Consider the following 25810-nt stretch of genomic DNA (forward strand, 5'->3'; position numbering starts at 1 on the left):
GGTGTTTGGCGGTTCAGGCGTATATCCTCATCCAGGTCCAGGCCGGAAAGGCTCAGGGAATCAAAAAGGAGCTGAGTCAGCTTCCGTATTTCCTCCGGGTTGACCGTATCATGGGACCTTTCGACCTCATTGCCCTTGTGGAAGTGGAGAGTAATCGGGAAATTGGGGAGGTTGTGCTCAAGGAAATTCAATCCATGAACGGAGTCAAAAGAACCCTGACGTGCCCGGTTATTCCCTAAAGACCATGAAACCGAAAGGTCCTATCTCTCCCCGGGAAGAGGAAATTCTGTCCTTCATCACCCGTTACTGTCAGGAGCGGGGCTATCCTCCTACGGTTCGGGAGATTGGAAAGGCAGTGGGTTTGCAATCGTCGTGCAGCGTCCATTACCACCTTCGGAAACTCGAGGCCAAGGGTTTCATTCGCCGGAAACCGGCAAAGCCCCGGGCCATTGAGCTGGTCTCCTCAAGCGAAGAGAGTCTCCCTTCAGAGGAAATCGTCTTCGTACCCCTTCTCCGTGGAGTGACCCAGGATCGGGAGGGAGTATGTCTTGAGTTCACCCGCGCCTTTTTCCCTTTCCCCAGACACTTCGTCGGCGAAGGGGAGTACTTCGTCTTTCGGGTGCAGAATGGGGCGTTCAGCCGCTGGCACATCCTCGAGGGAGATTACCTCCTTGTGGAGCGGGGAGAGACCTTTGGAGATGGAGCGTTGCTTTTTCTCGTGAGTCAGGGGAGGGTGTTCCTGGAGCGGGATGACCTCTGGGAAGGAGAGGGTTCGGGGAACGTCATCGGGAGAGTCGTTGGGGTTTGGCGGAAGCTCTAAAGGGGTGATGGGCTCTGGTCATCACGGAAGAGATACGGGTGGAGACGAAAGGCCATACTGATATCGTTCCGCTGACGGAAGAGGTGGCGAAAGTCCTTGAGCGGTCCGGTCTTCGTGCGGGGATTCTCTGTCTTTTTGTTCCTGGAACAACGGCAACCCTTACGACGACCGAGTTCGAGCCAGGACTCGTCAAGGACATCAGGGATTTCTGGGAGCGGGTTGCGCCGGTTTCTCATTTCTACGAGCATAACGCCCGCTGGCAGGATGGGAACGGGTACGCCCATGTGCGAGCCCAATCTTCCGGTCCGTCCCTTGTCCTACCCTTTGTGGACGGGAAGCTCCTCCTTGGGACATGGCAGGACATCGTCCTTGTGGACTTCGACAACCGTCCCCGCCTGCGAACCATCATCGTCCAGATCGTGGGGGAACCCTGATGGAGGAGTCCTTTGTTTTTCGCCTGCCCCAGGAGATTTACTTTGGCCCGGGTGAGGGGAGACGGGTTGGGGAGCATCTTGAGCGTTTCGGGAAGCGCCCCCTTGTGGTTGTGGGGCAGCGTTTTGCCCGGGAATCGGGAATCCTCAAAGACATCCTCGGCGCCCTGGCCCGGCGTGGCCTTGAGGCAGTGGTTTTCAGCGGAGTCCCTCCCGAGCCCACCCTTGAGGTAGTCGATGAGGGGATAAGGGTGGCAAGGGAAGCCCGTTGCGACAGCGTTGTGGCTCTGGGAGGGGGGAGTGTCCTGGACTGTGGCAAGGCCGTTGCGGGAGTCCTGCCAAACGGGGAAAGCGTTGTCCCATACTTTGAGGGAGCACCTCTTACTCGTCCCGCGCTTCCCTGGATTGCCCTGCCTACCACTGCGGGAACGGGTTCAGAGATGACCAATAACGCCGTTCTGACCGATGCCACGAGAAAGCTCAAAAAGAGTCTGCGGAGTCCTTTTCTGGTTGCTCGGGTGGCCATCATCGACCCCACCTTCACCTATTCCCTCTCCCCCTATCGCACTGCGGCAAGCGGGGTTGATGCGCTGGTTCAGGCTATCGAGGCCTACACGAGCCCCCGGGCGAATGCTGTGACCGATGTGCTTGCTCTTGAAGCCATACGTCTTCTCTGGGAGTACCTGCCCCGGGCAGTTCGGGAAGGGGAGAACACCTTTTTCCGGAAACAGGTGGCCAAGGGCAGCATGCTGAGTGCCATGGCTTTCGCCAATGCCTCCTCCGGGGCCTGTCATGGTCTTGCCCACATGGTGGGACCGGAATTTGCCATTCCCCATGGGGAGGCTTGTGGTCTGCTCTTGCCTCCAGTCATTCGCTTCAACAAGGAAGCGCTTAAGGAAAGGTACCGGGATATCGTCCTTTGTGTGGGCCTTCAGGGCGGCGAATGCGAGGACTGGGGAGAGCTTCTTGCACGGGCTTTTGAGGACTTTGTGCGGGGAGTGGGACTCCGGACGAGACTGCGGGATTTTGGCGTTCCTCGCGAAGCGCTGGGCGGGGTGGTGCGGGAAGAACGTATCGGGCGGAGTATCCTTGAGAATCCCCGTCCGATGACTCCGGAAGACCTTCAAGCGCTCCTTGAGGAGGTATGGTGAGGAGGGAGAATGTGGAGATCGTCTACGAGAAAGACAGGGCTTTCCGTGAAGGTGACTGGGGCATCAAGTACCTCTTTCGAGGACCCCGTCTGGACTGTGGTGTGGTGTATTTGAAGCCGGGAACCAGCATGGGCGCCCATTACCACCGAGAAGTCGAGGAAACCTTCTTTATCCTTGAAGGTCAGGGGATCCTCAAGGTCAATGGCCAGGATGTTCCTGTTGTAGCGGGAATGGCCCTTCGAGTGGAACCGGGGGAACGGCATGACCTTCTGGCCCTGGATGGGCCTTTGCGGGGAATTTTCGTGAAGGTTCCGTATCTTCCGGAGGATAAGGTATCGTGTTAGCCTGGGAAGTCCTGCAGGAGCTCTCCGAGCGCCTGAAGTCCTGTTCCCTCTGCCCCCGGCGGTGTGGTGTTAACCGTACGAAGGGGGAACGGGGATTCTGTGGTGGGGGGATGCTTCCCCGGGTGGCGAGTTTCCATCCCCACTTTGGGGAGGAGGAAGTCCTCAGCGGGTACCGGGGTTCGGGAACCATTTTCTTTTCAGGGTGCAATATGGCCTGCGTGTACTGCCAGAACTACACGATAAGCCATTTTCGCGAGGGGATTGAGGTCACCCCCCTTGCTCTTGCTGCTATGATGCAGTCTCTGGAGCGGCAGGGGTGCCACAACATCAATCTCGTCACGCCAACACACTTTGTTCCACAGATTTTCGAGGCCGTTGACCGTGCCCGCCAGGAAGGTCTCCGCATCCCCATCGTCTACAATACCAGTGGTTACGAGGATCTTGGGGTTCTCCGGCTCCTGCGGGGTCTTGTGGATATCTATCTTCCCGATATGCGGTACGCCCGTGAAGAAAGTGCGGTACGGTATTCCCAGGCACCCCGTTACCCTGAAGTGTGCCGGGAAGCCATCCGGGAGATGTTCCTGCAGGTGGGCAATGTGGTGCTTGACGAAGAGGGTGTCGCCAGCCGAGGGCTTATCGTCCGCATTCTCATCATCCCTTCTCTTGAGGAAGAAGCCAAAGAAAATCTCCGCTTCCTTGCCACAGAGATCTCCCGGGACGTTTTCGTTACGCTTCTTCGGCAATACCGTCCTCTTTACCGGGCGCAGGACTTTCCGGAGATTGCCCGTTCTGTGAGTGACCGGACCTATCAGGAAGTTCTGGAGTACGGCAGGTCCCTGGGACTTCGTAACTTCATTCTCCAGTAGAAGGGAGGATGGGAACGTGAGGGAAGCTATCCTGGAAGTGGCACGACTCATGGTGATTGCGGCAAAAACGGCACCGAAGGCAGTGGGGAAAGATTTTGTGACTGTGACCATTCTTGAGGGGGAAGCAGTGCGGAAACTCGGGGAGGCCATGATCCGATACGGGGAGGAAAACGGGATCCGGGGATTTATCCGTGACGGGAAAAACGTCCTTGACTCCCAGGCAGTGGTGCTCGTGGGTCTGAAAGATGCTCAGCCTGCGGGGCTCAACTGTGGAGCGTGTGGCTTTGAACGGTGTGCGGACCTTGTTCCTGAGGAACAGAGGGAATTCAAGGGACCTCAGTGTGTCATGCGACTCCTGGACCTGGGGATTGCCCTCGGTTCGGCGGTGAAGGTAGCCTCCCTTTTAAATGTGGACAACCGCATCATGTACCGTATTGGTGTTGTGGCAAGACGGGAGGGGCTGGTGTCCGATGACGTGGTCATGGGCATTCCCCTTTCGGCGTGGGGAAAGAACATCTATTTTGACCGGAAAGAATAAGGGGTGGGGATATGCAATTTGGGTTACGCATCCAGGATATCATTGGCCTTGTCCTTGCCGTGCTCATTGTGGCCATCCTCATCAGTATTATTCTCATCATCCGAGAGAACGCCCGGGAACGAAGGCTCTGGCGGGAGGGAGAGTACGAGGAAGAGGAACCGGAAAAACCGCGCTTGCGGCGAACAGGAGCTTCCCGAAAAGAGGAAGAGCCCGAACGCGTTTTGAGGAGGCCACGCTTTGCTGTTCAGCGTGAAGCACAGAGAGAAGAGGAGGTGGCAGAAAGCGTTGAACCCCTGGAGTCTCAGGAGGCGGTTGAGACCGTCCCTTTGGAGGAAATTCGAAAGGAAGAACCAAAAGAAGAACCCAGACAGGTTGTGCTTGAGCGAGCGCTGCGAAAGCTCGAGGACCTGGGTCTAGATTTTGGAGCACTGAAGCCGGTCTTCAGTGAGGATGTCATTCACTTTTCGCCTCTTTTGTGGGAAGTCAAAGAAGAGGTGAAATCGGGCAGGGAACTCGGTGACATTGTGATCCACACCGTTTTTCGGAGTCTCCCTGGGTACTCTGCCGATGAAATCGTCGAGCGGTACCGCTCCGGGGACGTCTCAGTGGTCGAGAAGCTCGAGGCCCGGGTGAAGACCAGGGAAGGTCGAGATTACCTCATCGCCACAATGAACCTTGCCCATTTCCAGGTTCCGGAACTCGACCGCCAATTTCGCCAGGGGAATCTCCGGGAGGACGAGTACGAACTCCTTAAGGCGTTGAAGTTTGTGGACCGGGCGACCAAAAAGGACTTCGCCCGGATGGTCTATGCCCGGATCATGGACGAAGACTGAGACGTGAGGTACCCTGTTCCATCTCGGTTCTCCTTCCAGCGTCGGAGAGGGCGAAGGTGGTGCATTCTGGTCTTTGTCCTCTTGTGCGGTCTTTTCCTGCTCTTCCTCCTCCTTGGCCTCCTTTTTCCTCTTTCTGACGTGTTTCTCCCCCTGAGTGTGCTATAATTCAAGGGAAGCCCAAGAACGGAGGGGGTGTCACCTTGAAGAACTGGCTTGCCCTTATCGTCGCTTTTCTTGCTCTTGGCGTCTCGCTTTTTGTGATTGTCTTTTTGACCAGTGTCTCTCGGGACGTCCGGGGTATTGCCGGAAGGATGGTAGCAGTGGAAAAAGGTCTGGAGGAAGCTCGTACAGTTCCCCAGAGCGTGGTCGAGATGGGGCAGAGGATTGCCGACCTTGAGGGGCAGCTCAAAACGGTGAAAAACCTTGAAGAGGAAATCCGTACCCTTTCTGCTACCCTGGCCGAGAAAGGCCAAACTCTTGAGGACCTTTCCCGGGCAAGAAAAGCCATGGAATCTTCTCTAGCTCGTCTTGGGGAGGATCTGAATACGTGGGCCACAAAAATCACGGCTCTCGAAGAGACGATGAAGGAGCTGGAGGTTCTTAAGGAGTCCCTGAAGAATCTGGAGCAGAGTATTACCGCTCTGAGTATCGATGAGCGCTTCTCCGCACTTCTTGCATACTTCGAAGGGAAGGTTCGGGAACTCGAGCAGACAGTGGCAGACCTTTCGGGGAAACTGGAAACCTCCGTGGCACTCTCTCAGGAAGTGGAAGGGCTCAGGAGCACCCTTGAGGCGACTCAGAGTGATGTCCAGCGCCTCCAGGGGGAAATGCGTGAGCTCCTTGAGGAGAAGACCAGAGCGCTCCAAGATGTTGGGAAGGCGGTGGCCGCCCTTGAAGAGAAGGTCCTTGCTATGGAGCAGGGTATTGCTACCCTGAGTATCGATGAGCGCTTCTCCGCGCTTCTTCGGTACTTCGAGGGGAAAATTCAGGAAGTGCGGGATACCCTTTCTGCGCTTCAGCAAGAAGTGGCTGCCTGGAAAGAAAAGGCTGTTCCCCTTGAGGTTTTCGAGAAGGCTCTGCGGACCCTTGAGGAGAAACTCCAGTCTCTGGAGAAAGAGCTCACTGAGTATGAGAAAAGGACCGAGGAGAGCGTGGGGACCATCCGTGAGCTTCTTGGGGAAGTCCAGCTCGCCCAGAAGGACTACGGTAGGAGGCTTGAAGAAAGCCTCCTGACCTTCTCACAGAAAATCGCCGCTCTTGAAGAGGAACTCCAGGGTCTCTCGCAGTCGGTGGCATCTTTTGAGGGAAACTTCGAGAAGGTCCAGGTGACATTTCAGGAATTCTCCCAGAGACTCAGCAGTCTCCAGGAGAAACTCTTGGGTCTTGAGAGCGGTATGGATACCTGGAAAGAAACCACCCTGCAGTCTCTCCGAAAGGAAGTCGAGGCGTTAGCTGCTGCCGTACCTTCGCCTCAGGATCTCGAGGAGGTCCGTGCCGAGGTCGTCACGCTCCTTGAGGAGCGCGAGTTGCTCAGGGCACGTCTCCAGGAGCTTCGAGCAGAGCAGGCGAATATCGTTCAGGAACTGGAGGGGAAAGGGAAAGATATTCTTGCCTTAAAGGAGAAAATCGCCACGCTCTCGGAGAAAGAAGAGGTAGCAAACCTGAGGGCTCAGCTTGCAACGCTTTTGGGTGTCCAGGGTGACCTTGAGGATGCCCTCAGGAAGACCGAAGAGAACATGCGGGCCCTTGAGGCATCCTTGCGGGCGAAAGATGAAGAGGTTGCTGGAGCTCTTGAGAAGGTCTTTGCTCAGGTTCAGGAGCTTGCCCAGAGTCTGGAATCTTTTGGAAAACGTCTTGAGGAGGTTCACGCGCAGGGGCAAGCGCTTTCTCCGGTTCGGGAAATCCTTGCCGAGATTCAGAAGACCCTCGGGCTTTTTGAGGCTCGCCTTGCGGAAATCGAAAAGTTCAGTAAAGAGATGCTCAGAGAAGACCTAAGGACCAGGGTCCAGACCATAGAGGGTGAAATTGCGACCTTGCGGGGAGAGCTGGGAAAGGTTGCCGAAGAGTCACGAGCCTCCATTCCAGAGTTGCAGACCATTCGAAGGCTTCTCGAAAACCTTGAGAAGGACAAAGCCTCTCTTGAGGAACGCATCAAAGAACTCTACAGCCTCCTTGAGAGTGGCAAGAAGCGTGAGGAAGTCGAGAAAGACATCGAGTCGTTGATCAAGGAGAAGGAAGCTCTGCAGGAAGACATCAAGCGTTTTGCCCAGGAGCGGATGGACCTTGAGGGAGAGCTTGGTCGCAAAAAGGAAGAGCTTGCCCGTATTGACCGGGAACTTGAGGTTTTGCGGACTCAAAAGGGTTCGGCAGAACGTATCCAGGAGCTTGAGAAAGAGCGAAAGAGAGCCGAGGAGGAAATCGGCAGGCTCCAGCAGGAGCTCAAGGACAAAGAAGACCAGATTGAGGTTCTGCAGCGGAGGAATGAGGAGCTGTCTGCTCAGCTTGAGGAGGCAAAAAAGTTCACCTCTTACGTCATCCTGCCCTGGGACAGTCTCTGGAAGATTGCTCGCCGGTATTACCGGGATGGTCGGAAATGGACAATCATCTGGGAAGCCAACCGGGAAAAGATTCCCGATCCTGAGAAACTCCAGCCCTATGTTGAGATTCGCATTCCTCGTGTTCCTGAGAATTCCTGAGGAAAGGGGCGAGCCAAAGGGGGAATGTCTATGGACCTTTCTGAAGTCATTGCCACGCGCAGGAGCATTCGAAAGTTTCGAGCAGAAGATGTTGCCGACGAAGACGTGAAAGAGATTCTCGAGGCTGCCCGTCTTGCGCCCTCGGCTAACAATCTACAACCGTGGAAGTTCATCGTGGTGCGGAATGAAAAAAAGCGCCGCCTCATTGCGCAGGCCTGCTTTGGGCAGGAGTTCATTGGAGAGGCCCCAGTGGTGATTGTGGCCTGCGCCACGGGAAGAGGGGGGTGCATTGGGGGGTATATGGAGAGCTGGCCCGTTGACGTGGCCATTGCGATGACGCATCTTGTGCTTGCAGCCTGGGCAAAAGGGCTGGGTACCTGCTGGATTGGGGCCTTTGACGAGGACCGCATTAAGGAGATTTGCCAGATTCCTCCCGAGATTCGGGTCGTTGCCGTGACCCCTCTGGGATATCCGGTGAAAATTCCCCAGGCGACGACTCGCCGACCCCTCGAGAAGATTTACTGTGAGGACGTCTTTGTCGAGTGACGGTGATGGATTTTGGGCGTGCTGCATCTTGAGATTGACGACATTGTGACCCTGAAGAAGGCCCATCCCTGTGGAAGCCAGAAGTGGCGCATTGTGCGTCTTGGGGTGGATATTGGCATAAAGTGCCTGGGTTGTGGGCGCTTTGTGATGATTCCCCGGAGAAAACTCGAAGGGAAAATCCGAGAGATTTACCGCCAGGGCCGCTGTCTCAAGCCGAAAGAGTGTATCATTGAGGTGTGAGATGGGGCTTCAGGTTGGGATTGTGGGGCTACCGAATTCGGGAAAGACGACGCTCTTCAACCTCCTCACGGGGGGTCATGCAGAGGTTGCAGGACACCCCTTTTCCACCGTTTCCCCCAACCGGGGTGTGGTGGCGGTCCCTGACAGGCGGCTCGAGGTGCTGGCCCGTCTTCTCCATCCGCCCCAAGTCGTTCCGGCGACCATAGAATTCGTTGACGTGGCAGGGCTTGTGGAGGGAGCAAGTAAAGGAGAGGGACTGGGAAACCGGTTCCTCAGCCATATACGGGCAGTGGATGCTGTGGTCGAGGTGCTCCGTTTCTTTCAGGACAGAAGCGTTCCCCACGTCGCGGGGGATATCGACCCGCTTCGAGACCGGGATATTGTGGATACGGAACTCCTTCTTGCGGACCTCGAGGTTGTGGAACGACGCCTTGAGAAACTCCGGGAGCTTTTACGGAAGACGAAGGACGAGTACCTGAGGGAAGAGAAAGAAGTTCTGGAACAGTGCTTTGCGGCGCTTTCTCAGGGTATTCCCGTGCGAGCGGTGGATTTCCCGCCCAGTGCGCGGGAAATCTTAAAACCCTATCAGCTGATCACAGCCAAGCCCCTGCTTTACGTGGCCAACCTCGATGAAGAGGAGTCCTCTCGTCGCCTCTTTGAAGAGGTACGAAAACGCTTCGAAGAGGAAGGGCTTCCACTCCTTCCGGTCTGGGCCAAACTTGAGGCAGAGCTTTCCGAGCTTGAAGAAGAAGAGCAGAAAGCCTTTTTTGCAGCATTTGGCATTCCCGGTCTGGGGTTTGTCCGTCTTGTGGAGGAAGCGTACCGGCTGCTTGATCTCATCACCTTTTACACGTATGGTGAGAAAGAACTCCGGGCACGGGAGCTCCCTCGGGGTACCAAGGCTCCCCAGGCTGCCGGAAAGGTCCACACGGACATGGAACGGGGATTCATTAGGGCCGAGGTCGTTCATTTTGAGGACCTCGTGGCCTGTGGGTCCTTCGAGCGGGCCCGTCAGGAAGGGCGTATCCGCCTGGAAGGGAGAGAGTACGAGATTCAGGATGGGGATATCGTGTATTTCCGGTTCACCTCCCCTCGCTGAGGCGGAATTCTCGGGCCATCCGTTCCTGGGTTTGCCACTGTCCTCTGAGCTTCCCCTCCTGGGCGAGTTTCCCCAGGAATTGCCTCATCCATCGAGGAATAGGGGTACCGGTTCTCTCTCCCCAGGGAGTTCCGGGAAGGGGCAAAAAGGTGTGGGCGTGAACAATGGCCCCAAGACGAACGAGCTTCTCAATGAACCCTGCGGTGGTGCGAAGGTCTTCCTCGGTCTCTTCGGGGCATCCGAAAATGAAATCCACGTACACCTGAAATCCCAGGCGGATGCTCGTCTCGCAAGCTGAGAAAACGTCTTCAGGGGTGTGCCCCCGACCCATGAGGCTCAGGAGCCTCTGGCTTCCTGACTGTGCTCCGACGACAATGCTCCGGTTGTCTGCGTACTGGCGGACAAGGTGGAGAATCTCCTCCGAGACGAACTCTGGACGGACTTCGGATGGGAAGGAACCGAAGAATATCCTCCCCCTCCGACCGAGGAGTTTGCGAAGGCTCCCGAGAAGGCTTTCCAGAGCTTCGATATTCGGCCTTTGCCCATCCGGGGACCCATAGGCGAAGGCGTTGGGGGTCACGAAGCGAAGGTCGATGCTCTCGCGGTGGCGCATCATGCCGCGGACATGCTCGAGAATGGACTCAAGGCTTCGGTGCCGCATGGCTCGCCCAAAAATCGCAGGGGTCTGACAGAAGGCGCACCCGAACGGACATCCCCGGCTGATCTCGATTGGTCCCAGGAAGCCCAAGTGGTACGGGAACGAGGGAAAACGGTCAAGGTGTGCCTTCTCACCCTTGATGGTCTGGGGTGAGGAAGGGAGGGTGCCCTCAAGGAACGCCTGGACAATGGTGAGGAAGGTTCCTTCTCCTTCCCCCTGCACGAGGAAGGTACTCCAGGGAGCAAAATCCTGAGGGAGAGCCGTTGCGTGGGGACCACCGCAGCAGGTGAAGGCGTTAGGATGGCGAAGGAAATCCCGCAAAAGACGCTGACGACGTTCCTTTTCAGGCGTCATGCTGGAGAGGACAAGGAGAGACACTCCGGACTGGTGTACAAAAGCGGAGAGCACTTCTTCCTCGGTGGTGCACAGCACCACGCGGGTTCTCTCCCAAAGAGAAGAAGAAGACAGCGCTCCCAGAAGGGCGTTCATGCTCAACCTGTTTTTGGGGCTGTAGAGGAAAAGCAGCGTTTTCTCTACCATACGCCCTTTATTGTAAATCCCGGGAAGCAAAAAGCAAAGGCTTTTCGAAGTTATGATACAATGGGGCAGAATCGGAGAAGCAAAGGGGGACAGGGCATTCGTGGAAAGAAAGAGCGAGAGAGAACTCCGGCGACCCTTTGAGGAATCTCTTCGTCTCCATGCCTTTTACCGGGGGAAAATCGAAACGCATCTGAAGTGTCCGGTGAGGGGTTACGAGGACTTTGCCCTCTGGTATACTCCGGGAGTGGCCGAGGTCTGCCGTCACATTGAACAGGACCCCGGTCTCTCCTTTACTTATACGAGCCGCTGGAACACTGTGGCTGTGGTTTCCGACGGTTCACGGGTACTCGGTCTTGGAAATATCGGCCCTGAGGCTGCTCTGCCTGTCATGGAGGGGAAGGCTCTGCTTTTCCGTTACCTCGGAGGTGTGGATGCCGTTCCTCTGTGTCTGCGAGTTTCAAGTCCTGATGCGCTGGTTGAAGCGGTGAAGACGCTTGAGCCAAGTTTTGGCGGGGTGAATCTTGAGGACATTGCTCAGCCTGCGTGCTTTTCCATTCTTGAGAGACTTCAGGAAGAGCTGGAGATCCCGGTGTGGCATGATGACCAGCAGGGCACAGCCCTGGTGGTGCTTGCGGGGCTTTTGGGGGCCCTGGATGTTGTGGGGAAGAAAAGGGAGGATATCCGGGTTGCTCTTATTGGAGCAGGAGCATCAAATCTCCGCATTGCTTCGTTGCTCATGAAGGCAGGGGTACGGGGGGAGAACATCGTCCTCTGTGACACAAAGGGTATCCTCCACCGAGATCGGGAGGATCTCGCAAGGAGCAACCCCTGGAAGTGGCAGTTCTGTCTTGTGACCAACGGGGAGAACCTCAAAGGAGGGAAAAAGGAGGCCATTGAAGGCCGGGATGTGCTCATTGCGCTTTCAAGTCCTGGTCCCGGGGTCATTGAACCTGAGTGGGTTTCCCGGATGAACAGAGATCCGGTAGTTTTTGCTTGTGCGAATCCCGTGCCGGAGATCTGGCCCTGGGAAGCCAAGGAATACGGAGCAAGGATTGTGGCTACCGGACGGTCGGATTTCCCAAATCAAATCAACAACTCCCTTGGTTTTCCGGGTCTTTTTCGGGGTGTTCTGAGCGTCCAGGCTCGAAAGATTACTGACGAGATGTGTCTTGCTGCCGCTTTTGCGCTGTACCATTTTGCGAAGAGGCGAGGTCTCCACGAGGAGTACATCATTCCGACCATGGACGATTGGGAGGTTTACGTGGAAGAGGCTAAGGCTGTGGCTTCTGTTGCGGTGGAGCAGGGTCTTGCCCGAAGGCCACGCCGTCCCGAAGAGGTGGAAGAGGAAGCCCGGAGTCTCATTCTCCGGGCCCGGAGGATGGTGGCCGAGGGGGTTCGAAACGGGACCATTCCTCTCCCCCCTGAAGGTGAGAGTGCGTGAAGGACATCTGGGTTTGCGACGTCGTTGAGGAAGTGAAGAACGCCCTTTTGGAGATCAATATAAGAAGCGATGCCGCGCTCCGCCAGAAAATGCTCGACGCCCTGGTCGCTGAGGAGAGTGAAGCGGGGAGGGAGATGCTGACCCAGATTCTCGAGAACTACGTGGTGGCCGAGGAACGAAGGCTTCCTCTCTGTCAGGACACGGGAATGGTTATGGCCGAAGTCCGGGTGGGAAGCGAGGTTTGTCTTCGTGGGGGGAGCCTGCGGCAGGCCCTTGACGAGGCCATCCGGCTGGCTTACCGGGAGGGGTATTTCCGAAAATCCATTATTGCCGATCCCTTCTTCGGGAAAAACACCCAGGATAATACTCCGGGAGTGTATTTCTTCGAATGGGTGGAGGGGGATTGCCTCGAAATCGACCTCCTGGTAAAGGGAGGGGGATGCGACAACATCACTACTTTAGGGATGCTTGAGCCGGGGAGTACCCCTGATGATGTGGAACGATTCATCCTGCGGGAACTTGACAGAAAGGCCGCCCTGGCCTGCCCACCGCTTGTGGTGGGTGTGGGTATTGGTGGGAATGGGGCTTACGCCCTCTTTTTGGCCTCCCGGGCTCTGAGTCGTCCTCTGGGTTCTTCGCATCCAGACCCCCGATATCGGGAATTGGAGAGGAAGTGGTGTGAGGATATCAATCGCCTGGGCATCGGTCCCCAAGGGGTGGGAGGAAGAGTAACCTGTCTTGAGGTTCGCATTGAGACGTATCCCTGCCATATTGCCAGCTTCCCCGTGGGACTGGTGTGCAGCTGTCACGTTTTCCGCAGGAAAACCCTGAGATGGTGAGAACCATGGCGGGGCGAGAATTCATCCTGAAAACTCCCCTGGGTGTTGAGGACATTCTGGCACTTCGTGTTGGCGATCGGGTTTTCTTAAGCGGAGAACTCTACGTTGCCCGGGATGCAACTCACCGGAGGATGCTCAGCGAGGTTACTCAGGGTAAGGAGCTCCCCTTTCCCGTTCATGGAGCCGTTCTCTACTATGCCGGACCCACACCACCACCGCCCCATGAGCCTGTGGGGTCCATCGGGCCAACGACGAGCCGACGGATGGACCCCTATCTTGCGTTCTTCCTCGAGCGGGGTTTGCGGGCTACTATCGGGAAAGGTGAACGGGGAGAAGAGGTGAAACAGCTCCTTGAAAAATACAAGGCGGTGTACTTCATCGCCTGTGGTGGCGCCGGGGCCTATCTTTCGACCTTTGTGGTGTCCCAGGAGGTTCTGGCCTACGAGGACCTGGGTGCTCAGGCGCTGTTTCGCCTTTTGGTAAAGGACTTCCCCCTCATGGTGGCCTATGATGCCTTTGGCGGTGACCTCTTTGAGGAGGGGAAAATCCGGTACCGGAGGATTCTCCTGTATCACCGGGAAAATTCGGATAAGGGGGAGTGAGTATGTTCTGGGAAATCCTTTTTCTCATCCTCTTTCTCAGCGTGTACTTTCCAGCGCTTCAGCAGAAAATTCTCGAACAGCGACGGATCATCATGATCCGGGAATTCGAGAGAAAACGTCGCTCACGGGTCATCGTGCTCATCCACCGTCAGGAATCGGTGAGTTTCCTGGGTCTTCCCATTGCCCGCTATATCAGCATTGAGGACTCAGAGCGGGTGCTTCGGGCCATCCGCATGACGCCCCCCGATATGCCCATTGACCTTATCCTTCACACCCCTGGAGGGCTGGTGCTCGCTGCTGAGCAGATTGCCTGGGCCATCAAACGGCATCCTGCAAAGGTCACGGTTTTTGTTCCCCACTACGCCATGTCCGGAGGAACGCTTATTGCCCTTGCGGCAGACGAAATCGTCATGGATCCCAACGCCGTTCTGGGCCCTGTGGATCCCCAAATCACCACTGCCCGTGGACAGTATCCCGCAGCGTCAATCCTTCGGGCGCTTGAAGAACCCAACCCGAATCGGGATGACGAGACGCTTATTCTCGGCGATATCGCCCGAAAAGCCATCCGTCAGGTGTACCAAGTGGTCTTCGACCTCGTGCGGGACAAGATGCCCGAGGAGAGAGCAAGAGAACTTGCCCAGGTGCTTTCTGAGGGAAGGTGGACTCACGATTTCCCCATCACTCCTGAGATAGCAAGGAATCTGGGCCTTCCGGTGCAGGAGGGCCTTCCGGAGGAAATCTACGAGCTCATGGAGCTTTACCCGCAGCCGCCCCAGCAACGCCCCACGGTTGAATACGTTCCTCTACCTTACCGACCGTACCGTCGACCGGCGGCCAAGGAGTGAAAGGAGTGCATCTATGGGGAAGAAGCTCGTCATTACGGAGAAACCCAGCGTGGCACGGGATATCGCCAGGGCGCTGGGGAAGTTCACGGACCACAGGGAATATCTTGAAAATGCGGAGTACATCATCACCTGGGCGGTGGGACACCTCGTCGGTCTTGCCGAGCCCGAAGACTACGACGACCGTTTCAGAAAATGGGACCTTGAGCTTTTGCCCATTATCCCGGAAGTTTTTAAGCTGAAGCCTCTTGAGAAAACGGAAAAGCGCCTTGAAGTTATCAAAATGCTCTCCGAAAGAGAGGACACCGATGCGCTGGTGAATGCCTGTGATGCGGGACGGGAGGGGGAGCTGATTTTCCGCTATATTTACGAGTTCCTCGGCCTGAAAAAGCCGGTGTTTCGTCTCTGGCTCTCCTCGATGACGAAAGAGGCAATTCAAGAAGCCTTTGCCCGGCTCAGGCCGGCTTCGGAATACGAGCTCCTCGCTCAGGCAGCCAAGTGCCGCTCTGAAGGAGATTGGCTCGTGGGCATCAACGGAAGCCGGGCTTTCACAAGCCGTTACAAGATTCTCCTTTCCGTTGGAAGGGTCCAGACCCCGACTCTGGCCATCCTGGTCCACCGGGAGCGGGAGATTCAAAACTTCCGTCCCACCCCCTACTTTGAGGTTTTTGCCCGTTTCCGGTATGGGGACCTCACGTATGTGGGGAAGTGGCGGGGAGGCGAGGACGACCGTCTTTTCGACAAAGACGAGGCAGAAAAGGTTGTGGCTGGGGTTTTGGGGAAGCGGGGGAAGGTCGAAGAGTTCTCCGAGCACAAAACCCAGGAAGCCCATCCCCTGCTGTACGATCTCACTGAACTCCAGCGGGATGCTAACAAGCTCTTCGGGTATTCGGCACAGAGAACCCTTGATATTGCCCAGAGGCTCTATGAGCACTACAAGCTCATCACGTATCCCCGGACGGACTCCCGTTACCTCTCCGAAGACCTTCTGGGCCAGGTGGAAAGAAGCGTTGCCATGCTCACTCGGTGTGGGTTTGCCGAGTTTGCCAGAGATCTTCCGCTCCGTGAGGCCCTCAGGGACCGGCGTGTTTTTGACCGAAGCAAGGTCACGGATCACCACGCTATCATCCCCACGGGAGAGGAAATCCGCTGGGAAGCGCTGAAGGAAGGAGAGCGAAAGGTTCTGGATCTCATCGTGCGCCGTTTCCTGGCGGTTTTCCATCCCCCGGCGGTCTGGATGCACCGGACGATCAGGACCAGGGTGGAGGGGGAAACCTTCCTGAGCAAGGCCAGGGTTCTCGCCGAGCCGGGGTGGCGAGTGCTCTATCCCAGGGAAGAGGAGGAGTTTCTCCCTGTTGTCCCTCGGGGAGAAGAGGTGGATGTTGTGGAGGCCTGGAATGAAGAAAAGGAGACTAAAGCTCCTCCAAGGTACACCGAGGCCGCGCTTCTTGCAGCCATGGAAGGGGCTGGGCGTTTTGTTGAGGACGAGGAACTTCGGGAAATACTGAAGGAAAGCGGCATTGGAACGCCGGCGACCCGGGCGGCCATTATCGAACGTCTCATCGAAGTCGGGTATGTGGAGCGAGAGGGAAAGACCCTCATTCCCACTCCCAAGGGCATGGAGCTTGTGAGCCTTGTAGAGAGCATTCCCATCCCGGAACTCGCCTCACCTCAGCTTACAGGTGAGTGGGAGAAGAAACTCAATCTCATCCAGAAAGGGCAGTTTACCCGGGAGCTCTTCATGGAGGGTATCAAGAGTTTGACCTGGGAAATTGTCGCCAAGGTCAAAGCCCAGAATCTGGAAGACGTTCGGGAAGCAAAAAGCCGCATGGTGGCCTCAAGGTACCCTCTGGGTCCCTGCCCGCTCTGCGGTGCCCCGGTGTACGAAAGTAAAGTCGCTTTCAGCTGTTCCCGATGGAAAGAAGGCTGTCCTTTCACGGTGTGGAAGACCATTTCGGGGAAGAAAATCTCCCGCCAGCAGGTCCAGAAACTCCTGGCAAGCGGCCGAACGGACAGACTTTCGGGTTTCCGTTCCCGAAAGGGGAAAAGGTTCTCCGCAGTGCTTGTTCTTTCCGAAGACGGCAAGGTGGCATTTGCGTTTCCTCATGTGCCCTCTAAGGTACGAGCTGAAAGAGAAGATGGCGAGGATAAGGGAGATTGAGTATAATTAGCGTGGATATGGACGGGCAAAAAGACCAGACCGAAGTGAGAGAGTACTTTCGTATTCACGGTCTTCAGCCTCTTAGGGGGAGTGTAACCGTCGGGGGTTCGAAGAACGCAGCACTGCCTATCCTTGCTGCAACGCTTTTGAGCAGCACTCCCTCCGTTATTCACAATGTCCCGGATCTCCTTGACGTTCGCACCATGGTGATGGTCCTCGAAAGCCTTGGAGCCGGCGTTGAGCGCATCGGGAAACATTCCTACCGCATTTTCCCCGTCACCATTTCCCGCTTTGAGCCTCCTTACGAGCTCATCCGGAAAATGCGGGCGTCGTTTCTCGTCACCGGGCCCCTGATCTCCCGACTGGGTAAGGCGCAGGTTCCGCTCCCCGGGGGATGCGCCATTGGGTCTCGTCCCATCGACCTGCACCTTAAGGGGTTCGCCCACCTTGGAGTGGACGTTTCCATGCGTTCCGGGTACATCGAGGCGTGGGCCCAGAAGCTCCATGGGGGCGAGGTGTACTTTGATTTTCCAAGTGTCGGAGCCACAGAGAACGTGATGATGCTTGCGGCAACCATTGAGGACGAGACAATCATCGCCAATGCCGCCCGGGAACCCGAGGTGGTAGACCTTGCCCGCTTTCTCACGTTGATGGGGGCCTCCATTGAGGGAGCGGGAACAGACACCATTGTTGTCCGGGGAAAGAAGGACCTTCAGGGGTGCGAATACACCATCATGAACGACCGTATTGAGGCCGGAACGTTCTGTGTCGCCGCTGCTATCACCCGGGGAGACGTTACGGTGCACGGCGTGGAAACCTCCCTTCTCAGGTCTGTTCTCACGAAGCTTGAGGAAGTCGGTGCACAGGTTGAGAAGGTCGGTGAAGACGCTGTTCGGGTGGTGATGTTTGAACGTCCCAGACCCACGAATATCAAGACCATGCCCTATCCGGGTTTTCCGACGGACATGCAGGCGCAGTTCATGTCGCTTTTGTGTCTTGCTGATGGGGTGAGCGTCATCACTGAGACGGTTTTTGAGAGCCGCTTTGCCCATGTTGGGGAACTAGAACGCATGGGAGCAAAGGTTCAGGTGGAGGGACGGAGCGCAGTGGTGGTGGGAGTGGAGAAGCTTACCGGTGCCCGGGTGACGGCCACGGACCTTCGGGCAGGAGCGGCCCTTGTTCTTGCAGGTCTTGCTGCAGAAGGCGTGACCGAAGTCAACGGGATTCACCATATTGACCGGGGCTATGAGGACCTCGAGGTGAAGCTCCAATCCCTGGGAGCGTTTATCGAACGAGTGCGAGGGTGAACGGGAGGAATCCTGTATGTGGAATAAACGATTGGGGATTGACCTTGGCACGGCAACGACGCTCATTTACCTCCATGGACGGGGGATTGTGCTCAACGAACCTTCGGTTGTGGCCATTGCCAAAGACTCCAATCAGATTCTCGCGGTGGGAAAAGAAGCCTGGGAGATGATTGGGAAGACCCCGGAACACATTGTGGCCCACCGTCCCCTACGCGATGGAGTGATCAGCGATTACGAGATCACCCGGAAGATGCTGGCCTACTTCATCCAGCGGGTATGCGGGCGAAGTCTTTTCAAGCCTGATGTCGTGGTCTGCGTTCCCTCAGGAGGTACCGAGGTTGAAAAGCGAGCAGTGCTCGATGCAGCGTACCACGCGGGAGCCCGTAAGGCGTACCTCATTGAGGAGCCTATGGCAGCGGCTCTGGGGGCTGGCCTCGACATCACGGGCCCTTCAGGGAATATGGTGATTGATATTGGAGGAGGGACCACGGATGTTGCTGTACTCTCCCTGGGGGGGATTGTGGTCAGCCAGTCCGTGCGGGTGGCAGGGGATAAGATGGACGAGGCCATTATCCGTCACCTCAGGAAAAAGTTCAATCTCCTTATCGGTGAGAAAACTGCGGAGATGATTAAGATTGAGATCGGGTGGGCTGTGCCCCCTCCGGAGGATAAGGTAGTCCGCGTCAAGGGGCGGGACCTTGTCTCGGGACTTCCCAAAGAGATTCTCCTCAGCGCTTCAGAGGTCTACAAATGCCTCACCGAACCCCTCTCATACATTGTCGAGGCAGCACGGATGGTACTCGAGCATACACCTCCTGAGCTTGCTGCCGATATTGGAGAAAAGGGTATCTGCCTCACCGGGGGAGGATCGCTCCTTCGGGGCATTGATGAGATGCTGGCCAAGGCTCTGGGAACTCCTGTGTACGTTGCCGAGGATCCGGTGTCCTGTGTTGCTCTCGGGGCAGGAAAGGTTCTCGATTACCTGAAGTTTCTCCGAAACGGCTTTCTCTATACCAAGGGGAGGAATGCATAGCTTTTGTGGTGGCGTAGAGTCCTCCTGATTTTCTGGGTTCTGGGCCTTGTCCTCTGTGCTCTTCCGGTCTGGGGTGGGGAGATTTCCATTTTCCCCTTTTCGGCGATCCGTAAAGGTATGAAGGCCACCGGGAAGACGGTTCTGTACGGAACAGAGGTGCAGGAGTTTTCTCTCGAGGTCATCGATGTTGTGCAGGCGAAGGACATCACAGACAGCTACTTTGTTGTCCTCGTCACCGACGAGAAAATTCGCAGCCTGGGGGGTATCCTCGCCGGGATGAGCGGAAGCCCGGTATATATCCGGGGGAAGATTGCAGGAGCGCTCTCTCACAGCTTCGAGACACAGGATCACCTCGTGGGTGTCGTTACGCCCATTGAGGCCATGCTCAAAATATGGAAAGAGGAGGAAGTACTTGCTCCCCTTGGGAAAGAGACATCGGTGGTGTTCTGTTTTGGAATGGGCGATAGGGCGTGGTCTCGCCTGAGGGAGCGCCTTGGGGAAACGTACGCTTTGAGGAAGGTGCTCGCTTTTCCACGTCTTTTCCCGGGGAGGTCCGAGAAGCAGGCGGCTCCTCTTGAGCCCGGGAGCGCCATAGGGGTGCAGCTCGTGACTGGGGATGCAGAGATTGTGAGTATTGGGACTCTGACTTTGCGGGATGGGGATCGGTTCCTGGCGCTCGGACATCCCTTTCTCCACCGGGGGAAGGCGCAGTATTTTCTCTCCTCGGTGTACGTGAATTTCAGTCTGAAGGGAGATGAGTTCCCCTTCAAGGTGGGAACGCCCATCGAAATTGTGGGTGTGGTAGAGGAGGATCGTAGCGTCGGCATAGCAGGGCGGTTTGGGGTTTTCCCGAAGACAACGGAAGTTACCATAGGGGTAAAGGAGGGGACAAGGAGGCGGGATTTTCACTTCTCGGCGGTTCAGGAAGAGGACATTCTCGTGGATTTCCTCCCCGAGCTTCTCCTTGACGCCATTGATCGGACCATCGACCGCCAGTCTCCAGGAAGTGTTGATCTGAAGTTCCGGATAACGGGAGAAAATCTCAACCTTGAAGATGAATTTTTCTGGGTCAGTGAACCGGATGTCGCGACTTTTGCCTCGAACACGTTTCGCCGGGTACTCGAGGCATTCCTGAAGAATCCCTATCAGCCGGTGAACGTAGCAGAAATCGCTCTTGAGGTCGAGGTATTTCCTGAAGTCCAGCGAGGATGGATTCTCTCTTGCGATTTCCCTCGGATTGTGAAGCGGGGTGAAGTTGCCGCAGGAAAGGCTACGGTGTTCCTGTATCGCCAGGGCATACGGGATGTTTCCCTCCAGGTGACTGTGCCTTCTGACTTTGCCCCGGGTGAGGCGGAGATCGTAGTTCGGGGGAGAGGAAGGAGTAGCGGGGAGTCCCAGGAGGGGACGTTTACCGTGGATTTTCAGGAGTACCTCAATCAGAGGCTTGACGAGCTTCGGAGTGACGGTGTGGACCTTGAGATTCTCGCCAAAGGTAGCATTCCCCAAAAGACCACCTATACCAGGACCCATGTGTTTCTTCCATTTGTGCTTGAAGGAGATGCTTCGAGCAAGGTATGGGTAAACTGAGGAAAAAGATTTTCTGGGGCAGTGTGGTAGTGCTTTTTTCCGCCTTTCTCCTCTGGGAAGGAGGAAGGTATGGCCTTCGGCAGGCCCTTCGGGAACTCGAAGAAACCCATCGCATCGTTGTTCGTGTCGAGAACACTGTTCCTCTTTTTCTGGGGTTTGCCCTTCGGGGAGTTCGGGTCTCAGGTGAGGGGTTCGCTTTCCAGGCTCCGGAGGTTTCGGTCCGTTTGAGCTGGAGCCGGGGGATTTCTGCCGTTATTGAGGACGGTGAATTCGCTTTTTCTTCGGGTTTACCATGGTCTGCCCTGGAGTCCCTTCCCCCTCTTTTTGTTGAGGTTCGCAAGGCTCGCCTTAGCGGGCAGAGTCTTCCTCCCTGGGATGGATGGCTGGAGAAAAATGGTACCGTGTTCCGTTTCGGGATTGCCGCGGGTGACCTTGAGGTGAGGGGAACCGTGGAGGGAGAAAGGGTGGTTTTTGAGGGGAAGTACCGTACTCTGCCCTTTTGGGGGTCTTTTGTTCCTGCGGAGGGTCGTTTCAAAGGGGAACTTGGCGAAGGTTCCCGAAGGCTTCACCTTGAAGGTAGGCTCTTTCGAGGGGCTTGGGGGTGGGAACTGTCTCCCCTGCAAGTGGACCAAGGAGGACTTCTCTTTTCCGGCCGGCTCTTCCGGGGGGATGACGGACGTTTTACGCTCTCGGGGAAAGTGCGTGTTCTGGAGGAGGATATCGACGTTTCCTTTCAGGGGAGGAATACCCAGACTTCTTTTGAAGGGAACTTCGAGGGGAGAAGCGCAACCTCTACGCTTTCGGGTCGTTTCCGCGCCGATCTCTGGAACTCTTCCTTCGTTCTCGAGTTTGCTCCCCAGTCGGTGTGGCGGGGTATTCGTCTTTCGGGCCGTCTCGAAGGTTCGGTAGATGATGGTCTCCGTCTCAATTTCTGCGACCTCTTTGTGTCCCCTGAAGAGGGTTGTACCCTCTTTCCCGTGCGGGGAAGCGGCAGAATCCAGGGACAGGTGGCAAAGAGGGGGGAGCTGTGGCAAGGGGAGATTGCATTTTCGAGTTCCGAGATCTTCGTCGATCGTCTGAGGCTTCAAGAGGTGTCCGCACAGATTGCTCTGGATAAGGGACGGGTAACGTTTTCGGGAGCCGGGCACATGCTGGGGGGGAATCTTGAGCTTTCCGGAAGCTATGAGTCGGGGGTGATTCGGGCCTCGGGAAGGGTGCAGGGGATCACCCTTGAGGGCATTCTGGGACGGAGTGACGCTCCCCTTTCCGGAACCTTCTCGGGGAACCTTTTCTGTGCGGGGAAAGCGGGGGATTTTCGTCTTGTTCTCCGGCTCACCGATGGGTCTCTATCCTGGCAGGGCGTGGACCTCGGCAACATTGCGGGGGGGGAGGTTCTGCTTGAGGGGGAACGCGTAGAGGTCCGGAACCTCCTTGTAACCCGGGGTAACGGGAAACTCTCTGGCAATGTGACGAGGGACGCTTCAGGCATTCGGGGGAAGGGGGAGTTTGAAGGGTATCCCCTTGAGGTTTCCTGGAAAGGGAAAATGATTGGGTTCACCCTCTGGGGTTCCGTGACCCTGGAGTGGGGGAAGGAACACTATCTTGGGCTTCGTCTTTCGTCGCCCTCGTGGTTTTTCGGAAGTCTTCAGGGTCGAGATCTTTCCCTCTCTGGCACCGTCAGGGAGAAAGAAATCACCCTGAACTGCCTGGCTCTACAGTGGGACGGAGGGTATTTCAATGCCCGGGGGAGAATGGTGCTTGACCAGGAAGTGGACCTTTCTGGAGAAATCGAAAACCTTCGTCTTCCGGACAACGATTTTCGGCTCAGCGGGATGATTCATAGGGCCCGTTTTGCTGCTTCTGGACCGTGGGAGAGGGTTTCCTGGAAGTTTGAAGGTGAAGGGTCGTCCCTCCGAATCCTGAATGAGCCCCTGGGGGAGCGCATTGTGCTGAAGTTCTCCGGAGTTCTTCCCCTTTCTTCGTTCCTTGGAGGGGAGGTTGCTCCTGCCGACATCCTGAACCCAGAGACGCTCAGCGAAGGGGCTATTATGGTGGAGAGGGCGAATCTTGCCCTTCTTGGGGGGAGCTTCCTTGCAAAGGCCATGGAGCCTGTGGATTTTTCTTTTGTGCTTGACCCTGGGAATCGCCTGTGGCATTTCCGTTCCGGTGAGGTTGTGTTCTCCTTCCCTCCTTACGGAAATTTTCGAGGAAAGGTAGCAGGGGTGTACGATGGTAGGTGTTTTGTGGTTGAGACGCTTGAGTTTTCCGGTTCCCAGGGTATACGTCTTTCCGGAAAGGGAACCGTGGACACCCTGGCAAAGACGTTGGACCTTCAGTGTTCCTTTGGAGGGGAACTTTCTTTCCCCTTTGAGGAGTTTGCGGTTGAGCTTGGAGGATCGGGAATGCTACACCTTTTTGGGGATTACGCATCGCCTGTTGCGGAGGGCTCGGTGACGCTTCAGCGGTTTCGGGTCCTTGCTGGTGGGAGAGAATACCTTTCCTTGCAAGGTCTTCAGGGGGATCTCGCAGGGGGGAAGTGGCGGTTTTCCGGGGGGAAGGGAACGTTCCTCGGGGGAGAGCTTGTGGTGAAGGGTGAGGTTTCCCGAGAGGGTCTCATCCTTCATGGAACGGTTCAGGGGGATGGGGCTTTCCCTGGGCTTGAAGGGATATTCCAGGGGCGATGGAGTGGTGAACTCATGGTAACGGGGAAGGAGGGGCAGTACACCCTTGAGGGGGATCTCGTGGTGCGGGAAGCCGTCCTGGATACGCGGGGAGGGAAGACCGGCGGGTCTTCGTACCTTGATTCCTTGTCTCAGGTGGTGACGAAAATTCCTTTTCCTTTGAAACTTCGCCTCTCCTTTCAGGATACTCTCACGGTAAAGACGGATTTCCTGCAGCTTACGCTCTCCGGGAGCGTGCTGATTCGTCGGGAAGGTGAAGGCCTGGTGCTCTCCGGACGCCTGGATGTCCTTCAGGGGATATATGACCTTATTGCCTGCAACATCCCTCTTGAGGGGTACATCGTGTTCACGGAACTTGACGGATGTACTCCAAGGCTTTGCCTCGAAGGCCGAAAGAGCCTTAGAGGGTATGACCTCAGCGTGCGTATTACCGGACCGCTTGATGGCTACGCAGTGGCCTTCTCTTCCGAGCCTCCCCTCTCACAGGAGGAAATCCTGTCCCTGCTGTTTCTGGGTGACAAGGATGCCTATGTTGCGCTCAACCGGGTGAACCTTGCGCCATTCTTCCTGAAGATTGCTCGATTCCTGCTTAAGGAGGACTTCTCTCTGAGCCTCAAACCGCTTTTTGACGGGATAACCTTCGATCCGGAGAATTTTTCCCGGATTACTTTCGAGAAAAAGCTTGGTAAGAACGTGGCTTTCGGGTATACTCAGAACTTGAGCAATGGAGGGTCGGCGGTTGAGATGAACATCGACTTTGGGAGAGAATGGTCCCTGAAGCTTGAGCGGGCTGAGAGCGGTGAAACGGAGTGGATGATTCAGTTTTCCACGAAGTTCTGAAAGGGGGAGAAGAGCCGGTGGCCGAACGGTCCTCTTGGTGGCTTGTCGTGATTGCCGTAGCAGTGGTGATTGTCTGTGGCTTTCAGGCTTTTGCCCAGGAAACTGTACTCCCTGTCGTTGCCGTGCGGGTAGAGGGAAATGAACACGTGCATACCCAGCTTATCCTTTCGGCCATTTCCCTGGGTCTTAAAGAGCCCTTCAATCCCCAGAAAGTTGAGCAGGACGTCAAGAGCATTTACGACCTCGGGTACTTTGCAAAGGTCTGGGTGGAAACAAAGCGTTATCCTGACGGTATCGAGGTCATTTACAGGGTCCAGGAGCTGCCGGTCATCCAGGCTATAGACATTCAGGGAAATACCGTGCTCTCCACGGAGGAGATCCGTCAGGCCATGATCGTTGCCCCCGGGCAGGTTATGAACTGGAAGATTTTTCAGCGGGATCTTGAGCGCATTAAGGCGTTGTACAGCAACAGGGGTTTCCTCATGACTGCGGCCGAGGACATCCGTTTCGATGCATCGGGTGTTCTCCATTTCACCATCCGGGAAGGTATTGTGGAGCGGGTGGATTTTGAAGGTTTGCAGAAGACGAAGGAGTACGTCCTGCGACGGGAGCTGAAGTTCACCCCTCCTGTCGTTTTTGACTTTGCTAAAGTCAAAGAGAGCATGCGGGCCATCTATAACCTGGGGTTTTTTGAGGATATCAGCATGAAGCTCGAGCCGGGGAGCGATCGGGACCACGTGGTGGTCAAGGTGAAGGTTGTGGAAAAGCCCACGGGGGAAGCTGGAATCGGGGTGGGTTACAACAGCGAGAAGGGATGGCTGGGATTTGTCCGGTATCAGGAGTCCAACTTTGGTGGAAATGCCCAGAAACTCGAACTTCGTTACGAATTTGGAGCTCGAACACTCTACCGTATCTCGTTTGAAGAGCCCTGGCTTTTTGGTGAACCCATTTTCTTCGGGGTTGCCCTCTATGATAGGGTGGAGAAAAAGAAACACTGGGTGGAACAGGAGGTCGTCGGAGAGTACGAAGAAGAACGCCTCGGGGGCCAGGTTGCCCTTGGTGGTCGTTTCGGTGACGCATGGCACTGGCGCATTCAGTACAAGTCGGAGGACATCACCATCACGCCTCTTTCTGGAGAACCGCCTCAAGCGGATGGGAAAACGAATTCTCTTACACCGACCATCATCTATGACACTCGGGACGATGTTTTCAATCCCCACGAGGGGTGGTACTGCACACTTCAGATTGAGTTTGCGGGAGGATTCCTGGGAGGTGATTACGACTACACGAAGTATATCCTCGATGCCCGGAACTACATGAACACCGGAGAGAATTCGGTGCTGGCCCTGAGGATCCTTGGGGGCATTGCCGATCGAGAGCTCCCGAGTTTTGAGAAGTTCTCGGTGGGTGGGGTGAATACCCTTCGAGGGTATGACCTTTATGAGTTCCAGGGAGACAAAATGCTTGTGGCGAACCTTGAGTATCGCTTTGAGGTGGCTAAGAATACCCAGCTTGTGGTTTTTGGAGACGCCGGCTATGCCTGGGACCTTAAAGAGCCCATCGACCTTGGGGATGTGAAGATAGGCTACGGAGTTGGACTCCGTTTTGATACGCCTATTGGGCCGATTCGCCTTGATTACGGTATCGGTGAAACGGGAAGCCAAACCTATGTGAGCATTGGGCAAACGTTCTGAATGTTTCAGGGAAGGAGAGTG

Annotated in this window: 23 protein-coding genes; 22 read left to right on the forward strand and 1 reads right to left on the reverse strand. The window is 56.0% G+C overall.

All coding sequences use genetic code 11. From position 1 onward, the window contains the following. The first annotated feature begins 5 nt into the window (after positions 1–5). The 12 genes from ACP6EK_RS06590 to ychF all read left to right on the forward strand — a co-directional run bounded on the left by ACP6EK_RS06590 (position 6) and on the right by ychF (position 9564). The gene (locus ACP6EK_RS06590) at positions 6–239 is read left to right on the forward strand and encodes an Lrp/AsnC ligand binding domain-containing protein (RefSeq protein WP_017872310.1); all 234 of its coding nucleotides are present in this window, start codon (positions 6–8) and stop codon (positions 237–239) included. 5 nt (positions 240–244) lie between these two features. After that, a complete protein-coding gene (locus tag ACP6EK_RS06595; protein ID WP_438314365.1) occupies positions 245–820 on the forward strand; it encodes a LexA family protein in 576 nt (191 codons plus the stop codon). A 38-nt stretch (positions 821–858) separates the two neighbouring features. Then, positions 859–1254 (forward strand): secondary thiamine-phosphate synthase enzyme YjbQ, encoded by a 396-nt coding sequence (locus ACP6EK_RS06600; RefSeq protein ID WP_438314368.1) that lies wholly within the window; start codon positions 859–861, stop codon positions 1252–1254. Continuing rightward, positions 1254–2402, forward strand: coding sequence for an iron-containing alcohol dehydrogenase family protein (locus ACP6EK_RS06605; protein WP_438314370.1), 1149 nt, complete (start codon positions 1254–1256; stop codon positions 2400–2402). The genes ACP6EK_RS06600 and ACP6EK_RS06605 overlap by 1 nt, the downstream gene beginning before the upstream one ends. After that, positions 2396–2746, forward strand: a complete 351-nt coding sequence (locus ACP6EK_RS06610; protein ID WP_438314373.1) for a cupin domain-containing protein — start codon at positions 2396–2398, stop codon at positions 2744–2746. The genes ACP6EK_RS06605 and ACP6EK_RS06610 overlap by 7 nt, the downstream gene beginning before the upstream one ends. Beyond that, a complete protein-coding gene (locus ACP6EK_RS06615; RefSeq protein ID WP_438314376.1) occupies positions 2740–3612 on the forward strand; it encodes a radical SAM protein in 873 nt (290 codons plus the stop codon). The genes ACP6EK_RS06610 and ACP6EK_RS06615 overlap by 7 nt, the downstream gene beginning before the upstream one ends. Before the next feature lie 16 nt (positions 3613–3628). After that, the gene (locus ACP6EK_RS06620) at positions 3629–4150 is read left to right on the forward strand and encodes a ferredoxin domain-containing protein (RefSeq protein WP_438314379.1); all 522 of its coding nucleotides are present in this window, start codon (positions 3629–3631) and stop codon (positions 4148–4150) included. A gap of 11 nt (positions 4151–4161) precedes the next feature. Next, a complete protein-coding gene (locus tag ACP6EK_RS06625; RefSeq protein WP_438314382.1) occupies positions 4162–4983 on the forward strand; it encodes a hypothetical protein in 822 nt (273 codons plus the stop codon). 200 nt (positions 4984–5183) lie between these two features. Further along, positions 5184–7679 carry a hypothetical protein gene (locus tag ACP6EK_RS06630; protein ID WP_438314384.1) on the forward strand — a complete coding sequence of 832 codons (2496 nt, stop codon included), beginning with the start codon at positions 5184–5186 and terminating at the stop codon, positions 7677–7679. 30 nt (positions 7680–7709) lie between these two features. Next, positions 7710–8225 (forward strand): nitroreductase family protein, encoded by a 516-nt coding sequence (locus ACP6EK_RS06635; RefSeq protein WP_017890399.1) that lies wholly within the window; start codon positions 7710–7712, stop codon positions 8223–8225. An 18-nt stretch (positions 8226–8243) separates the two neighbouring features. Beyond that, a complete protein-coding gene (locus ACP6EK_RS06640) occupies positions 8244–8465 on the forward strand; it encodes a DUF951 domain-containing protein (protein ID WP_438318922.1) in 222 nt (73 codons plus the stop codon). 1 nt (position 8466) lies between these two features. Then, the gene (gene ychF, locus ACP6EK_RS06645) at positions 8467–9564 is read left to right on the forward strand and encodes a redox-regulated ATPase YchF (RefSeq protein ID WP_438314388.1); all 1098 of its coding nucleotides are present in this window, start codon (positions 8467–8469) and stop codon (positions 9562–9564) included. Here ychF and ACP6EK_RS06650 read toward each other — a convergent pair. Continuing rightward, on the reverse strand, positions 9548–10762 hold the full coding sequence (locus ACP6EK_RS06650; RefSeq protein WP_438314391.1) for a TIGR04013 family B12-binding domain/radical SAM domain-containing protein: 1215 nt from the start codon (positions 10760–10762) through the stop codon (positions 9548–9550). The two genes, ychF and ACP6EK_RS06650, sit on opposite strands and share 17 nt — an antisense overlap. Positions 10763–10862: 100 nt before the next feature. Here ACP6EK_RS06650 and ACP6EK_RS06655 point away from each other — a divergent pair, with 100 nt between their 5' ends. Genes ACP6EK_RS06655 through ACP6EK_RS06700 form a run of 10 tightly spaced genes read left to right on the forward strand, consistent with a single transcriptional unit; the run spans position 10863 to position 25789 of the window. Further along, entirely contained in the window at positions 10863–12203 is a 1341-nt protein-coding gene (locus tag ACP6EK_RS06655; RefSeq protein ID WP_438314394.1) for an NAD(P)-dependent malic enzyme, read from the forward strand. Further along, a complete protein-coding gene (locus ACP6EK_RS06660; RefSeq protein ID WP_438314396.1) occupies positions 12200–13042 on the forward strand; it encodes a fumarate hydratase in 843 nt (280 codons plus the stop codon). Before ACP6EK_RS06655 ends, ACP6EK_RS06660 begins: the two co-directional genes overlap by 4 nt. After that, entirely contained in the window at positions 13036–13644 is a 609-nt protein-coding gene (locus tag ACP6EK_RS06665) for a FumA C-terminus/TtdB family hydratase beta subunit (RefSeq protein WP_438314398.1), read from the forward strand. Before ACP6EK_RS06660 ends, ACP6EK_RS06665 begins: the two co-directional genes overlap by 7 nt. 2 nt (positions 13645–13646) lie before the next feature. Next, on the forward strand, positions 13647–14489 hold the full coding sequence (locus ACP6EK_RS06670; protein ID WP_017890392.1) for an SDH family Clp fold serine proteinase: 843 nt from the start codon (positions 13647–13649) through the stop codon (positions 14487–14489). A gap of 13 nt (positions 14490–14502) precedes the next feature. After that, on the forward strand, positions 14503–16647 hold the full coding sequence (locus tag ACP6EK_RS06675) for a DNA topoisomerase 3 (RefSeq protein ID WP_438314401.1): 2145 nt from the start codon (positions 14503–14505) through the stop codon (positions 16645–16647). Positions 16648–16664: 17 nt separating this feature from the next. Beyond that, positions 16665–17954, forward strand: coding sequence for a UDP-N-acetylglucosamine 1-carboxyvinyltransferase (gene murA, locus ACP6EK_RS06680; protein WP_438318925.1), 1290 nt, complete (start codon positions 16665–16667; stop codon positions 17952–17954). Positions 17955–17970: 16 nt separating this feature from the next. Next, entirely contained in the window at positions 17971–18987 is a 1017-nt protein-coding gene (locus tag ACP6EK_RS06685) for a rod shape-determining protein (protein ID WP_438314404.1), read from the forward strand. 3 nt (positions 18988–18990) lie between these two features. Beyond that, on the forward strand, positions 18991–20574 hold the full coding sequence (locus tag ACP6EK_RS06690; protein ID WP_438314407.1) for a SpoIVB peptidase S55 domain-containing protein: 1584 nt from the start codon (positions 18991–18993) through the stop codon (positions 20572–20574). After that, positions 20562–24095, forward strand: a complete 3534-nt coding sequence (locus ACP6EK_RS06695; protein ID WP_438314410.1) for a translocation/assembly module TamB domain-containing protein — start codon at positions 20562–20564, stop codon at positions 24093–24095. Before ACP6EK_RS06690 ends, ACP6EK_RS06695 begins: the two co-directional genes overlap by 13 nt. Then, positions 24065–25789, forward strand: a complete 1725-nt coding sequence (locus tag ACP6EK_RS06700) for a BamA/OMP85 family outer membrane protein (RefSeq protein ID WP_438314413.1) — start codon at positions 24065–24067, stop codon at positions 25787–25789. The genes ACP6EK_RS06695 and ACP6EK_RS06700 overlap by 31 nt, the downstream gene beginning before the upstream one ends. Positions 25790–25810 lie beyond the last annotated feature (21 nt).

Origin of the sequence: Candidatus Caldatribacterium sp. SIUC1 (genome assembly GCF_051549785.1) — a bacterium.
Lineage (GTDB): Bacteria > Atribacterota > Atribacteria > Atribacterales > Caldatribacteriaceae > Caldatribacterium.